14 protein-coding genes and 1 pseudogene are annotated in these 14,813 nt (G+C 59.8%); 2 read left to right on the top strand and 13 right to left on the bottom strand.

The window, feature by feature from the left end:
• Positions 1-16: 16 nt before the first annotated feature.
• The 7 genes from atpD to G3A56_RS28905 form a co-directional block, all read right to left on the bottom strand.
• Positions 17-1,471 (bottom strand): F0F1 ATP synthase subunit beta, encoded by a 1,455-nt coding sequence (gene atpD, locus G3A56_RS12665; RefSeq protein WP_026363767.1) that lies wholly within the window; start codon positions 1,469-1,471, stop codon positions 17-19.
• Between the two features lie 23 nt (positions 1,472-1,494).
• Positions 1,495-2,373 (bottom strand): F0F1 ATP synthase subunit gamma, encoded by an 879-nt coding sequence (locus tag G3A56_RS12660; RefSeq protein WP_003492362.1) that lies wholly within the window; start codon positions 2,371-2,373, stop codon positions 1,495-1,497.
• A gap of 30 nt (positions 2,374-2,403) precedes the next feature.
• Complete coding sequence (atpA, locus tag G3A56_RS12655) at positions 2,404-3,933, bottom strand: F0F1 ATP synthase subunit alpha (protein WP_003492364.1); 1,530 nt, start codon at positions 3,931-3,933, stop codon at positions 2,404-2,406.
• A complete protein-coding gene (locus G3A56_RS12650; protein WP_175414380.1) occupies positions 3,933-4,499 on the bottom strand; it encodes a F0F1 ATP synthase subunit delta in 567 nt (188 codons plus the stop codon). Before G3A56_RS12650 ends, atpA begins: the two co-directional genes overlap by 1 nt.
• Positions 4,500-4,760: 261 nt before the next feature.
• Positions 4,761-5,147, bottom strand: a complete 387-nt coding sequence (locus G3A56_RS12645; protein ID WP_003492369.1) for an AGROH133_08824 family phage infection protein — start codon at positions 5,145-5,147, stop codon at positions 4,761-4,763.
• A gap of 80 nt (positions 5,148-5,227) precedes the next feature.
• A complete protein-coding gene (locus G3A56_RS12640) occupies positions 5,228-7,150 on the bottom strand; it encodes a primosomal protein N' (protein WP_246231316.1) in 1,923 nt (640 codons plus the stop codon).
• Positions 7,063-7,443 carry a primosomal protein N' family DNA-binding protein gene (locus tag G3A56_RS28905; RefSeq protein WP_246230993.1) on the bottom strand — a complete coding sequence of 127 codons (381 nt, stop codon included), beginning with the start codon at positions 7,441-7,443 and terminating at the stop codon, positions 7,063-7,065. The genes G3A56_RS12640 and G3A56_RS28905 overlap by 88 nt, the downstream gene beginning before the upstream one ends.
• Positions 7,444-7,588: 145 nt before the next feature.
• On the opposite strand from G3A56_RS28905, the gene G3A56_RS12635 reads away from it, so the two are divergent.
• On the top strand, positions 7,589-8,536 hold the full coding sequence (locus G3A56_RS12635; RefSeq protein WP_003492373.1) for a tyrosine recombinase XerC: 948 nt from the start codon (positions 7,589-7,591) through the stop codon (positions 8,534-8,536).
• Between the two features lie 80 nt (positions 8,537-8,616).
• Positions 8,617-9,711 (top strand): TraB/GumN family protein, encoded by a 1,095-nt coding sequence (locus G3A56_RS12630; RefSeq protein ID WP_082183036.1) that lies wholly within the window; start codon positions 8,617-8,619, stop codon positions 9,709-9,711.
• A gap of 9 nt (positions 9,712-9,720) precedes the next feature.
• Here the strand turns inward: G3A56_RS12630 and G3A56_RS12625 are convergent, their stop codons facing one another.
• From G3A56_RS12625 to odhB, 6 genes and pseudogenes are all read right to left on the bottom strand, one after another.
• Positions 9,721-10,200: a DUF2867 domain-containing protein gene (locus G3A56_RS12625; protein WP_082183038.1), complete on the bottom strand. Its 480-nt coding sequence runs from the start codon at positions 10,198-10,200 to the stop codon at positions 9,721-9,723.
• Positions 10,201-10,281: 81 nt separating this feature from the next.
• Complete coding sequence (locus tag G3A56_RS12620) at positions 10,282-10,782, bottom strand: cytochrome b (RefSeq protein WP_082183041.1); 501 nt, start codon at positions 10,780-10,782, stop codon at positions 10,282-10,284.
• Between the two features lie 158 nt (positions 10,783-10,940).
• Positions 10,941-12,347: a dihydrolipoyl dehydrogenase gene (lpdA, locus tag G3A56_RS12615; RefSeq protein ID WP_082183043.1), complete on the bottom strand. Its 1,407-nt coding sequence runs from the start codon at positions 12,345-12,347 to the stop codon at positions 10,941-10,943.
• A gap of 64 nt (positions 12,348-12,411) precedes the next feature.
• Positions 12,412-13,055: pseudogene (locus tag G3A56_RS12610) on the bottom strand (LysE family translocator).
• A gap of 14 nt (positions 13,056-13,069) precedes the next feature.
• Positions 13,070-13,483 carry an MAPEG family protein gene (locus tag G3A56_RS12605; RefSeq protein ID WP_082183046.1) on the bottom strand — a complete coding sequence of 138 codons (414 nt, stop codon included), beginning with the start codon at positions 13,481-13,483 and terminating at the stop codon, positions 13,070-13,072.
• Between the two features lie 69 nt (positions 13,484-13,552).
• A complete protein-coding gene (gene odhB, locus G3A56_RS12600; protein WP_082183049.1) occupies positions 13,553-14,788 on the bottom strand; it encodes a 2-oxoglutarate dehydrogenase complex dihydrolipoyllysine-residue succinyltransferase in 1,236 nt (411 codons plus the stop codon).
• Between the last annotated feature and the right edge of the window lie 25 nt (positions 14,789-14,813).

The following is a 14,813-nucleotide window of genomic DNA, read 5'->3' as shown; positions in this document are numbered from 1 at the left end:
GCCCGCCAATTCATGATCAGGCAGCTTCGCCAGCCAGCTTCTTTGCCTTTTCGATGGCTTCTTCCATCGAACCGACCATGTAGAAAGCGGCTTCCGGCAGGTTGTCGTATTCGCCATTGACCAGGCCCTTGAAGCCCTTGATCGTGTCTTCGAGCGCAACGAGCTTGCCCGGCGAACCGGTGAAGACTTCAGCAACGAAGAACGGCTGCGACAGGAAGCGCTCGATCTTGCGGGCGCGGGCAACCGTCAGCTTGTCTTCTTCCGACAGTTCGTCCATGCCGAGGATGGCGATGATGTCCTGGAGAGACTTGTAGCGCTGCAGGGTCGACTGAACCTTACGGGCAACCTCGTAGTGCTCTTCACCGACGATCATCGGGTCCAGCATGCGCGAGGTGGAGTCGAGCGGGTCAACAGCCGGGTAAATACCCTTTTCAGCGATCGAACGCGACAGAACCGTCGTTGCGTCAAGGTGCGCGAACGAGGTTGCCGGAGCCGGGTCGGTCAAGTCGTCGGCGGGAACGTAAATAGCCTGAACCGAGGTAATCGAACCCTTGTTCGTGGTGGTGATGCGTTCCTGCATCTGGCCCATGTCCGTTGCGAGCGTCGGCTGGTAGCCCACGGCCGAAGGAATACGGCCGAGCAGAGCCGACACTTCCGAACCAGCCTGCGTGAAGCGGAAGATGTTGTCCACGAAGAACAGAACGTCCTGGCCTTCATCACGGAAGTTTTCAGCGATCGTCAGACCGGTCAGAGCGACACGGGCGCGGGCACCCGGCGGTTCGTTCATCTGGCCGTAAACGAGCGCAGCCTTGGAGCCTTCGCCGCCGCCAAGCTTGTTGACGTTCGACTCGATCATTTCGTGGTAGAGGTCGTTACCTTCGCGGGTACGTTCACCCACGCCGGCGAATACCGAGTAACCGCCGTGCGCCTTGGCGACGTTGTTGATCAGTTCCATGATGAGAACCGTCTTGCCAACGCCGGCGCCGCCGAACAGGCCGATCTTGCCGCCCTTGGCGTAAGGAGCCAGAAGGTCAACGACCTTGATGCCGGTGACGAGGATCTGTGCTTCGGTCGACTGTTCGACGTAAGACGGCGCATCCTGGTGGATGGCGCGCTTCTTGGCCGTAACGATCGGGCCTGCTTCGTCAACCGGCTCGCCGATGACGTTCATGATGCGGCCGAGCGTTTCAGGACCGACCGGAACCTCGATCGGAGCGCCCGTGTTGCTGACCGGCTGACCGCGGACAAGACCTTCGGTCGAGTCCATGGCGATCGTGCGTACGACGTTTTCGCCGAGATGCTGCGCGACTTCCAGAACGAGGCGGTTGCCGTTGTTCTCGGTTTCGAGCGCGTTCAGGATCGGAGGCAGTTCGCCTTCGAACGCCACGTCGACAACAGCGCCGATAACCTGGGTAACCTTGCCCGCGCCGTTCACCGCTGCGGTTTTCTTGGGGGTAGCTGCCTTAGCCATTATCCTTACCCTCTTTCCTTACCTCAGAGCGCTTCCGCGCCCGAAATGATTTCAATGAGTTCCTTGGTGATCTGAGCCTGGCGCTGACGGTTGTAGGAAAGCGTCAGCTTGTTGATCATCTCACCGGCATTGCGCGTTGCATTATCCATCGCGCTCATCTTGGCGCCCATTTCACCGGCAACGTTTTCGAGCAGAGCCCGGAAAACCTGAACCGAAATGTTGCGCGGAATAAGGTCTTCCAGAATAGAAGCCGCATCCGGCTCATATTCGTAGACGGCGCTCTGCGTCACTTCATCCTCTTCCACAACAGGCGTTGCGGCCGGAATGAGCTGCAGGCCGGTCGGGATCTGGCTGATGACGGACTTGAACTCCGAATAGATCAGAGTGCAGACGTCGAATTCACCCGCGTTGAAGAGCGAGATCACCTTCTTGGCGATCTGGTCGGCGTTTTCAAAACCGACCTTCTTCACGTCGCGCAGTTCAATGCGCTCGATGATGTTGGCTGCAAATTCGCGGCGAAGGCTGTCATAACCCTTCTTGCCGACCGTGATGATCTTGACCGTCTTGCCTTCGGAAATCAGCTTGCGGGCCTGATCGCGGGCAAAACGGGCGATTTGCGAGTTGAAACCGCCGCAAAGACCACGTTCGGCCGTGCAGACGACGAGCAGATGCACGTCGTCCTTGCCGGTGCCGGTCATCAGCGCCGGAGCAACGTCCGCCTCAACCGCCTTGGCGATGTTGGCAAGAACGGCGCTCATGCGCTGAGAATAAGGCCGGGCGGCCTCCGCAGCTTCCTGGGCGCGCCGAAGCTTCGCCGCGGCGACCATTTTCATCGCCTTGGTAATCTTCTGCGTCGCCTTCACGGAGGCAATGCGGTTTTTCAGATCCTTAAGTGAAGGCATCCGTTATCCGTCCGAGTAAAAGAGCCCTAATTACGAGAAAGACTTCGCGAAGGTATCGAGAGCGCCCTTGAGCTTGCCCTTGGTATCGTCGCTGATTGCCTTTTCCGTGCGGATGGTGTCGAGGATCGCCTTACCTTCCGAGCGGAGGTAGGAGAGGAAACCCTGCTCGAACTTGCCGACCTGTGCGACCGGGATCTTGTCGAGGTAGCCGTTGACACCGGCGAAGATCACCGCGACCTGTTCTTCCGTCTTGAGCGGAGAGAACTGCGGCTGCTTCAGAAGCTCTGTCAGGCGGGCGCCGCGGTTGAGCAGGCGCTGCGTGGAAGCGTCGAGGTCCGAGCCGAACTGGGCAAAGGCGGCCATTTCGCGATACTGGGCAAGCTCGCCCTTGATCGAACCGGCAACCTGCTTCATCGCCTTGATCTGGGCGGCGGAGCCAACGCGCGAAACCGACAGACCGACGTTAACGGCCGGACGAATGCCCTGGTAGAACAGGTCGGTTTCAAGGAAGATCTGGCCGTCGGTGATCGAGATCACGTTGGTCGGAATGAACGCCGAAACGTCGTTACCCTGGGTTTCGATAACAGGCAGAGCCGTCAGCGAACCGGCGCCCATTTCGTCGGAGAGCTTTGCAGCGCGCTCCAGAAGACGGGAGTGAAGGTAGAAAACGTCGCCCGGATAAGCTTCGCGGCCCGGAGGACGGCGCAGCAGGAGCGACATCTGACGGTAGGCAACGGCCTGCTTGGAAAGGTCGTCATAGCCGATGAGAGCGTGCTTGCCGTTGTCACGGAAGTACTCACCCATGGCGCAACCAGCAAACGGAGCGAGGTACTGCATCGGAGCCGGGTCGGAAGCGGTAGCAGCAACGATGATCGAATACTGCAGCGCGCCGCGCTCTTCCAGAACCTTCACGAACTGGGCAACGGTCGAACGCTTCTGACCGATAGCGACGTAAACGCAATAAAGCTTATCGCCGTCAGGGCCATTATCGTGAATGGCCTTCTGGTTCAGGATCGTGTCGAGAATGATCGCGGTCTTGCCGGTCTGGCGGTCGCCGATGACGAGCTCGCGCTGGCCGCGGCCAACCGGGATGAGGGCGTCGATGGCCTTGAGGCCGGTCGACATCGGCTCATGAACCGACTTGCGCGGAATGATGCCGGGAGCCTTGACGTCAACGCGCGAACGCTTGGCGGCATTGATCGGGCCCTTGCCGTCGATCGGGTTGCCAAGCGCGTCAACGACGCGGCCGAGCAGTTCCGGGCCGACGGGAACGTCAACGATAGCGCCAGTCCGCTTTACGGTGTCGCCTTCCTTGATGTCACGGTCCGAACCGAAGATAACCACACCGACGTTGTCGGCTTCGAGGTTGAGCGCCATGCCGCGAATGCCGCCGGGAAACTCGACCATTTCGCCAGCCTGAACATTGTCGAGGCCGTAAACGCGGGCGATACCGTCACCGACGGAAAGCACCTGACCGACTTCCGAGACTTCCGCCTCGTTGCCGAAATTTTTGATTTGATCTTTCAGAATTGCGGAAATTTCCGCGGCGCGGATATCCATCAGCCAACCTCTTTCAGTGCAAGCTTAAGGGTGGAAAGTTTGGTGCGAAGAGACGTATCGATCTGGCGGGAACCGACCTTGACGATCAGACCACCGAGGATCGACGGATCGACGGTAACGGAAATCGTCACATCCTTGCCGGTAACGCTCTTCAGCGCCGCTTTCAGTTCAGTTTCCTGCGCCTCGTCGAGCGCATGTGCCGAGGTGACCTCGGCGGTGATTTCGCCGCGATGGGCAGCGGCAATGGTGCGGTAGGCGCGGATCATGCCGGGAACGGCAAAGAGACGGCGATTATTGGCAACGACCTTGAGGAAATTGACGGCAAGACCCGCAATGCCGGCCTTTTCGCAGATTGCGGTGATTGCCTTGAACTGATCCTCGGCGGAAAACACCGGGCTCGCAACCAGACGCTTCAAATCGTCGCTCTCGTCGAGAAGTGCGCCGAACTTGTCCAGATCGGCTCCAACCGCTTCGACCGCACCCGCTTCCAAAGCAAGCTCGAAAAGCGACGACGCATACCTTTCCGCTACACCGGATGTTCCATGGGAGGTATCTGCCACGGGCACTTTTTCCCTGCTAATCGTCCAAGATTATCAACGGTGGCGATCCACCGCATCAAATTCTTGAAATCGTTTCAATTTCCCCGAAAAAGACCGGAATTCCCCCCTGCCTTTTCCCAATTTCGCGGTCCGTCTAGCATAGGACGCCGGGACTCGCAACACGCGTAATAGCGGAAAGCGCCGTTTGGGCAAGGGGGAATGCGTTTAAATTTTCCGATTTCGCTCAGGATGCGGGTCTGGTGCGGCAGAAAAGCCAAAAAGCCCGGCTTAGACCAGTCCAAACACGTAGCTCAACGACAATGCGGCCAGGAGAAAATGCACAACCATGAGTAAGCAATTTCGCATGGTTGCGCCTCCATCGGAGAGAATGGAGAGAATGCCACCGAAGACACTCAGGGCGAAGGCCGCGCCGAAAGCAAGATAGACCATCGGCTGCGCCAGAAGCAGAGCGGCAGCGCCGAGGCCGAGATAAAAACCGGCAAGCGAGGAGCGCACGAGCGTGTAACCGTCCCTGCGCTCGCCAGCCGGTTGCAGGCCGAAGGCGCGCAGCGTCATGCCCGGTGCAAACATGAAAAACAGGCCGATCACGGCCGATATCGCAGCCGCTCCAAAGGCCAGCTGCTCGCCGAACTCGGCGGGAAAATAAAACTCCATCTCGTTCCCCAAATCATTCTTTTCGCCTGCTGCGTTATGACACGGTCATGACAGCGGGAAAACGCCCCTGTTGATAAAGTTCAAAGGAAACTTTGCGGATCGATATCGAGCTGGACATGCACGCTGCCCCGCTCCTTCGGGCCATTGGCCAGGAGCGTTCGAAGGAAGGATTGCATGTCGGAATTGCGCCGCCCGTGCACCAGCAGACGGAAACGGTGCCGACCACGGATGAGCGCCAGCGGCGCTTCTGCCGGGCCAAGCAGCATGATGCCTGTCACCTGCGGTGCCGCCGCCCTCAAGCCCCGCGCGTGGGTTTCGGCCTCAGCGCGCGTATCGGCGGAGACAATGACCGAGGCAAGACGCCCGAAGGGCGGCAGAACGGCCTTTTCCCGTTCCACGATCTCCCTTTCGTAGAAGGCCGATGCATCCCCTGAAACGATCGCCTGCATGACGGGATGCTGCGGCTGATAGGTCTGCAACAGGCCATGGCTCTTCAAGCCCGTGCGCCCGGCGCGCCCTGTCACCTGCGAGAGCAGCTGAAACGTTCGCTCCGCCGCGCGCGGATCACCGTTGGCAAGGCCGAGATCGGCATCGACAATGCCGACAAGCGTCATCAGGGGAAAGTTATGTCCCTTGGCGACGAGCTGCGTGCCAATGACGATATCAGCCTCCCCCTTGACGATGGCCTCAAGCTCCAGACGCAGCCGCTTGACGCCCATGAGATCGGAAGAGAGGACAATGGTCCGGGCCTCGGGGAAATGTCTCTCCACTTCCTCAGCGATCCGCTCCACCCCCGGCCCGCAGGCGACCAGATGATCGAAGGTACCGCATTCCGGGCAATGGTCGGGCGTCGGCTCGCTGTGACCGCACTGGTGGCATTGTAACTGGTTGCGGAACCGGTGCTCCACCAGCCAGCTGGAACATTGCGGGCACTGGAAACGGTGGCCGCAGACCCGGCAGAGCGTCAATGGCGCATAACCCCGGCGATTGAGGAAAAGCAGAGCCTGCTCACCCTTCTCGATAGTCTTGCCGATGCCGCGCAGCAGGACGGGTGACAGGAACCCTCCCCTTTCCGGCGGATGGCGGCGCATATCGACAAGGTGCAGGTCGGGCATCGCCGCATCGCCGAAGCGGGTGTGCAGGTGGATGGTATTGTAGCGGCCAGAACTGCCATTGACCTGGCTTTCCACCGAGGGCGTAGCGGACACCAGCACCACCGGGAAATCCGCGATCCTTGCTCTCACCACTGCCATGTCGCGGGCATTATAATAGACGCGGTCCTCCTGCTTGTAGGCCGGATCGTGCTCTTCATCGACGATGATGAGACCAAGATTGTCGAAGGGGAGAAAAAGCGCCGAGCGGGCACCGGCAACCACCTTCACCTCGCCCGTCACGGCCTGACGCCAGACCTTTTCGCGCATGCGCGGCGACAGATCCGAATGCCATTCCGCCGGCCGTGCACCGAAGCGATCGTGAAATCGATCCAGAAACGCCGCCGTTAGCGCGATTTCGGGTAGCAGGATAAGGACCTGCTTGCCCTTCCTCAGCGTCTCGGCCACGGCTTCGAAATAGACCTCCGTCTTGCCCGAGCCGGTCACGCCGTCGATCAGCGAAACATGAAAACCGCCCTTGCGAACATCCTCAAGAATTTCCGATGCCGCCTGTTTCTGGGGGCCTTCCAGTCGAGGCTCGGCATAATCAGGATCAGGTTCAGCGACCACGGGCGGCGCGGGCAGAAAAACCGTCTCGAACACACCCTGCTTGACGAGACCGTCGACAACGCTGGTGGAGACGCCGGCTGCATGGGCAAGCCCGCTCTTCGTCCAGCCGTGCCCCTCGGCCGCCAGTTCCATCACCCTCTCGCGGGCAGGCGTCAGACGTTCCGGCCTGCCTTCGGTCAGTCGCAGTCCCTCGATCATCGGCTCGGGATCGAAGGCGGCGGGCGCTCGAAGCGCCATGCGCGCCACAAGGCCGGGGGAGAAAGCGTATAGGCGGCAACCCAGTCGATGAAACGCCGCATTTCCGTTTTCAGCGGCGGGCACTCGAAACTTTTGGTGATGGGCCGCAGCTTCTTCGGATCGACGCTCTTTTCTCCGGCATCGTCCCACACCACGCCGAAGACCTGCCTCGGGCCGAGCGGCACCTGAACGACGGAGCCGGTCTCCACGACCATATCTTCAGGCACGGCGTAACTGTAGGGTCCCGGCGCCGGCATGGGCACGAGAACGGGCACCGTGCGCGTGGGCGACGGCGGGTCGAACAGAGCCCCAAACAGATCGGACGAATCTTTTGCCATGATGTGGCGACCATGCCCCGGCGAGGTGAAAAAGGAAACCGCCCGGATGTAATGTCTGGCTCCCGCAAAGTCCACGCCAGATAGAAAGCGCAGACGCGGGCCTTAACCAAATGCTGACCATAAGAGCATAGCTTTGAGGAGAGGAATGGAGCGCCCCGTGACTGAAATCCTGACTTTTGCCGAACCCGATCTCCTGAACGAGCGCCAGTCCTGGCTTGCCTCGATCGCGGGCGAACGTCGTCTTTCAGACAACACCGTCGAGGCCTATGAGCGCGACACCCGCCAGTTTTTGACATTCCTCACCGGTTATATTGGCAAGCCCACAGCCATTGCGGATATAGCCGATCTGCGCCCGGTCGATCTTCGTGCCTTTCTGGCCAGCCGCCGCAGGGAAGGTGCCGGCGCGCGCTCACTTGGTCGCCATCTGGCAGGCCTGCGCTCCTTTCTTCACTATCTACAAAAGAAAGGTCTGGTGAATGCGGCGGGCGCCACTGCCATGCGCGCGCCGAAACAGCCAAAATCACTGCCTAAGCCGCTGACCGACCGGCAGGCGCTGAAGATCACCACCGCCGAGGCGCAATTGAACGAAGAGCCGTGGATTGCTGCCCGCAACGCCGCCGTCCTCTCGCTGCTTTATGGCTGCGGCCTTCGCATTTCAGAAGCGCTGGGGCTCATTCCGGCCGATTTCCCGCCCGGTGCGCGCAGCCTTCGCATCACCGGCAAAGGCAACAAGACCCGGATCGTTCCCCTGTTGGCGGTGGTAACGGAAGCGGTCGAAGCCTACAAGAAACTCTGCCCCTATCATCTGGCGGCGGATCAACCGCTGTTCCTCGGTGCGCGCGGCGGCAAGCTGCAGCCTGCCATCATCCAGCGCGAAATGCAGAAATTGCGCGGCGCTTTCGGCCTGCCGGAAAACGCCACGCCGCATGCGCTGCGCCACTCCTTCGCCACCCATCTTCTGGCCGGCGGCGGCGATCTTCGCACCATTCAGGAGCTGCTCGGCCACGCCAGCCTTTCCACCACGCAGATCTATACCGGCGTCGATACCGCAAGATTGCTGGAAATATATGATAATGCCCACCCGCGCGCATGAAGCATGAAATGCTTAACCATAGTCGTTAACCAGACGTCCAAGCCACCGTTCTATAAGAAAACGAGAACCGGATGGTACCTATGCAAAGCCTGATAAAGCCACACAATCTCACCGCCACCCTGATGGGCAAGACCGGCGATGCCCTGCTCTGGTTGCTCGCAGCCATGCACGTCGCCGCTGTCGCAATCCTGCTCGCGACTTTGCTCTCGCTGGGTGAGGCGCAAGCGGCCGAACAGGAGATGAGCTGCACCGGCAGCGACATTCTCGTGGAGATGCGCAAGAACGATCCGCAGGGCTTTGCGAAAATCGAACAGGAAGCGGCCGCGATCCCGAACGGCAAGGGCAACTTCTGGCGCATCGAAAAAGCCGGAACGGAACCCTCCTTTCTTCTCGGCACCATGCATGTCACCGATCCGCGTGTTCTGGGCATGCCTGCCGCCGCCGCACCTGCCTTCGACAAGGCTGCGACGGTCATCGTGGAATCCGACGAAATCGTTGACGACAAGAAGATTGCCGCGTCGCTGCTGACCCGGCCCGAACTCACCATGTTTCTCGACGGCAAATCGATCACCGACATCCTGTCGCCCGACAATGTTGCCCGCCTTGAAAAGGGCCTCAAGGAGCGCGGCATTCCGCTGAACGCGGTTTCGCGCATGAAGCCATGGATGCTGTCGAGCTTCGTCGCCCTTCCCGCCTGCGAATTTGCCCGCAAGGCCACCGGGCTGTCCTTTCTCGACAAGAAGCTGGCCGAAGACGCGGTGGCTGACGGAAAACGTCTCGTTGGGCTGGAAACCATGGTCGAGCAGCTGACGGCCATGTCAGAGCTACCCATGGAGTTTCATCTTCAGGCGCTCATCGAAACGCTGGAACTGGGCGACCGCATGGACGACATCATGACGACCATGACCGATCTGTATGTCAGCGGCGATATCGGCATGACGATGCCGATGCTGAAAAGCCTCGACACCAAGAAACCGGCAGAGAGCGACCAGGGTTACGCCGCCTTCGAGCAACGCATCATCACCGACCGCAATCACGTCATGGCGGAGCGGGCTTCGCCCGAGCTTGGCAAGGGCAATGTCTTCATGGCCGTTGGCGCCCTGCACCTGCCGGGCGAGGAAGGCGTTGTCGAGCTCCTGCGCTCGCAGGGTTTCAAACTGACGCGGGTCGATTAAAACTCGCGCTCATGTCCTGACGGGCTGGATGTCCCTGCAAAACGGCCGCATCGTCGCGGGCACGATGCGGCGATGAAACGGTCCGACAACCAACAGATAAATACGCCCGAACAACGTCTTGCGCCTGACGATGGTGGTGACTTTCACGATCCGCCGGTCATGGACGATCGGCAGATCAGGCTTCTCCTCCAAATCTACGACGATGCGGAAATCGAGATGGCTGTCGTCGAAACCAAGAACGGTCCGGTCCGGGGTGGTTGACACGATGGGGAACCCTCCCGCCGAGGTTCCGGATGCGTGTTCAACTGTCTTGAGACCAAAAAGCGACACGATACGGTTGCGCAGGGCCATGAGCCTGCCGATCCACGCCGGCGGATGATCGAGAAGAAGTCGGCTCACATCGAGCGAACTCGATGCACCCTGCACCATCTCTCCCTGATAGCTATCCCGCCAGTCAGCACCCGGTAATATTCCTTCGAAATCCGGCATTCGTAACCCCTTTTTGCCGCCCTTCGCGGCAAAGGCACTATCCTCTATTCCTGTTGATGCGAAAACGCGGCAAACCGCCGCTCAGCCGTGCGTCATGCGTTTCAGGACGCCGGTACGCCAATAGAACTGGTGAACCAGAACAGCGACGAGATGGCCGGCGATCAACACCCACATCAGTGCCTTGAACGGGCCCGAATGCAATTGCCCCGCAGCCTGAACACCAAAGTAATAGGCGGCGATGCCGGACAATGGCAGGATGAGGAACAGCGCATAGAAGGTGAAATGGGCCACCTTTGCGGCGATCTGAAAGACACGCGGTTCCTCGGCGGGGTGCGGCGGCACCCCCTGGAAGAACCGCAGACAGAGGCGCAGAACAGCAAGGAACAGAATGGCAAAGCCGACATAGGCGTGAATATTGGCGGACGAAATCTGGTCGGGCGTCAGCGTTTCACCCCGCCGCATCAGCCGATACGCATGGGCCATGCCATCCGGAAACAGGAGATTGAAGAAGATCAGAAGCGCCATCGCCCAATGGATGACGCGCTGTGGAACGGAAAATGAAACTTGAGTGGAAGACGCCATTTTATTGCCTTTTATCAAAAGGTTAGACAGGCTGTGGCGCGAGTATGGAAAACCCCGGCCTGCATGGCAAGCCGGGGTCCAGCAGATGGCTGAAATTTAATATTGGAGCATCAGACTGAAACTGCACAGCAGTTTCATGTTCAGCGCTCCAACGTCGATCACATATGGATCGGCTTGAAGAAAGTCGCCAGTGCCGCTTCCTTCACCGCTTCCGACATGGTCGGATGCGCATGGCAGGTGCGGCCGAGATCTTCCGAAGAACCGCCGAATTCCATCAGCACGGTGATCTCGTGGATCATCTCGCCAGCGCCGAAACCGACAATGTGACCGCCGAGAACCCGGTCGGTTTCCTTGTCGGCGAGGATCTTCACGAAACCATCCGTCACCTGCATGGCGCGGGCGCGGCCATTGGCGGTGAAGGGGAATTTGCCGACCTTGTAGGCGATACCAGCGGCCTTCAGCTCCTCTTCGGTCTTGCCGACGGAAGCGATTTCAGGCTGCGTATAGACCACGGCCGGAATGACATCGTAATTCACATGGCCACGCTGGCCGGCGAGGATTTCCGCAAGCGCAACGCCCTCGTCTTCCGCCTTGTGCGCCAGCATCGGACCCTTCACCACGTCGCCGATCGCATAGATGCCGTCGACATTCGTCTTGTAGTGACCGTCGATTTCGACACGGCCACGGCTGTCCAGCACGACGCCGGCTTCCGCAAGGCCGAGACCTTCGGTGTAGGGCTTGCGGCCGGTGGAGATCAGCACGACGTTCGCTTCCAGCGTCTCAGCAGCACCGCCCTTGACCGGTTCGAACACAACCTTTGCGCCGCCAGCAGTCTTTTCAACAGCCGTCACCTTGGCGCCGAGCTTGAAATCGAGACCCTGCTTGGCCAGCAGACGCTGCGCCTGCTTGGAAACTTCGCCATCCATGCCGCCGAGAATATTGTCGAGATATTCGACGACGGTCACCTTGGCGCCGAGGCGCGACCAGACCGAACCAAGCTCGAGGCCGATGACGCCGCCGCCGACGACGATGAGCTTTTCCGGAACCTTGGAAAGAGCGATCGCGCCAGTGGAGGACACGATGACGTTTTCATCGATATCGACCTTGACGCCTGGAATGCCCGCGACATCAGAACCGGTGGCGATGACGATGTTCTTCGCCTCGATCTCCTGCGTCTCACCCTTGTCATTGGTGACGGAAACCTTGCCGGCGGAAACCACCTTGCCGGTGCCCTGGAAGGCATCGATCTTGTTCTTCTTGAACAGGAAGGAAACGCCGTCGACATTGGCTTTCACCACGCCGTCCTTGTGGCCCATCATCTTTTCAAGGTTCAGCTTCGGAGCGGCAACTTCGATACCGAGCGTATCGACGCCATGGGCGACATGCGCAAAGGTTTCGGACGCATGCAGCAGCGCCTTGGAAGGGATGCAGCCGACATTGAGGCAGGTGCCGCCATAGGTGGCGCGCTTTTCGATGACAGCGACCTTCAGGCCGAGCTGTGCCGCCTTGACCGCGCAAACATAACCGCCGGGACCCGTACCGATTACAACTACATCATATGCCATGTTTCTGTTCCTGATTGATTGCGGGCAGGATTTTGAACCGCCCTGCTTCCGTTTGACCTGAAACTCAGGCCGCTTTTTCCGTTGCGAGTTTTATACCGAGAGCGATGAACACCACACCGCTGGTGCGGTCGATCCATTGGCTGGCGCGCTGAAATGCGGCGCGCATGCGCGGCGTCGTCATGAACAGGCTGACGCCAACGAACCAGAGGATAAGGCAGCTCGCCATGACGAGCCCATATCCGAATTTGATGGTAACCGGCGTATGCGCATGAACCACCGTCGAAAAGATCGACAGGAAGAAAAACACCGGTTTGGGGTTAAGCGCGTTTGCGGCAAAACCGAGTGTGAAGGCCTTCAGCCCGGTCTGTGTGCTTTTGGCTCGAACGCCGCCCTCGCCTTCAGCCGTCGGCAATTCCGTCTTGCCGGCGCGCAGTGCTTTGATGCCGATATAGATCAGATAGGCGACGCCCAGCCACTTGACGATGTTGAAGAGATAGATCGACTGGGAAATGATGAGACCAAGTCCGAGGATCGTATAGGTGACGTGGAACATCAGGGATGTGCCAACACCGAAGCTGGTGATGATGGCCTGCTTGCGCCCATGCACCATCGCCTGACGCATGACCATTGCCAGATCGGCGCCGGGGAAACGATTGCGAAAGCGAAGATCGCCATCAGGGATGCAAGTTCGATCAGATACTGATGCATCGGAAAATCAACCTCTAAAACATCAACACGAAAAGCATCAGCGCAAGGCCGAGCATCGAACCGAGCCAGACCAGCGAGCGGATATAGGGCACACCGGCCAGATAAAGTGGAATATAGACCACCCGGCAGATCAGCCAGATCCACGCGCCGGTGAGTGCCAGCCCGGACGGATCGCCGGCCATGATGACACCAAAGGCGAGCGCGATGAAAGCGGGATAGGTTTCACGGAAATTTTCCGATGCGCGGGCTGCCCGACCGGTAAACCTGCCTTCAGGCTTCCTCTCCGCATCACGCGGGCCGGCATTCCAGTCCATCCCAAATTCCCGCGTCGCCGTCATGGCCTGCAGCATGATATGCACCGCAAGCAGCAGGACGCTGAGACCGATCAGCGGTAAAAAGGGTGAAGCGGCAAGAAATGTCGGCTGCACGTTCGCTCTCCTGATGGAATTTCAGCGGGGCCTCAATTGAAACCCCGCCGAAACGAAAAGCAAGACCGATCAGAGATCGAGAACCAGACGTTCCGGATCTTCGAGGCTTTCCTTGACGCGAACGAGGAAGGTAACGGCTTCCTTGCCGTCAACGATACGGTGATCGTAGGAGAGCGCAAGATACATCATCGGACGGATGACGACCTGACCGCCGATGGCGACCGGACGCTCCTGGATCTTGTGCATGCCGAGGATGCCGGACTGCGGCGCGTTGAGGATCGGCGAAGACATCAGCGAACCGTAGACACCACCGTTGGTGATGGTGAAGGTGCCGCCCTGCATGTCGGCCATGCCGAGCGAACCGTCACGGGCTGCCTTAGCGAGGCGACCCAGTTCCTTTTCGACGCCGGCGATGGAGAGCTGGTCAGCATCGCGGATAACGGGAACAACGAGACCCTTGTCGGTGCCGACAGCCATGCCGACGTGACAATAGTTCTTGTAGATGATGTCGGTACCGTCGATTTCAGCGTTGACAGCGGGCAGTTCCTTCAGCGCGTGGGTCACGGCCTTGGTGAAGAAGCCCATGAAGCCGAGCTTGACGCCGTGCTTCTTCTCGAACACGTCCTTGTAGCGGTTGCGCAGGTCCATGACGGCGCTCATGTCCACCTCATTATAGGTGGTCAGCATGGCGGCGGTGTTCTGCGCATCCTTCAGGCGACGGGCGATCGTCTGGCGCAGGCGGGTCATCTTGACGCGCTCTTCGCGAACCTGATCCTGCTCGGCGGAAACCGGACGGGGAGCAGCAGCAACCGGAGCCGGAGCGGCGGCAGGTGCCGAAACGCCCTTGGCGACAGCAGCGAGAACGTCGCCCTTCAGAACCTGGCCACGCTTGCCGGAACCGTCGACCTGATCGGCAGACAGGTTGTTTTCAGCAAGCAGCTTGCCGGCGGCAGGTGCCGGCGGCATGGCGCTGGCAGCCGGAGCGGCGGCGGCAGGTGCCGGTGCTGCTGCGGCAGCAGCAGGCTTTGCCGGTTCGGCAGCGGGTGCGGAAGTCGCAGCGCCGGCAGCACCTTCGGCGATCTGGCCGAGAAGGGCGTCGAGGCCGACGGTTTCGCCATTCTGCGCGACGATTTCGGTCAACACGCCGGAGGCGGGTGCCGGGACTTCGACGGTAACCTTGTCGGTTTCCAGTTCAACGAGCGGTTCGTCGGCCTTGACGGTATCGCCGACCTTCTTGAACCAGGTGCCGACGGTCGCTTCGCTGACGGATTCGCCGAGGGTTGGTACGCGGATTTCAGTGGCCATGATCTAGTTCCGTTATTCAGGTGTC

The organism is Rhizobium oryzihabitans, from assembly GCF_010669145.1.
GTDB classification, from domain to species: domain Bacteria; phylum Pseudomonadota; class Alphaproteobacteria; order Rhizobiales; family Rhizobiaceae; genus Agrobacterium; species Agrobacterium oryzihabitans.
The sequence above is the reverse complement of the archived record's forward strand: the minus strand, read 5'-3'. Positions and strand labels throughout refer to the sequence as shown.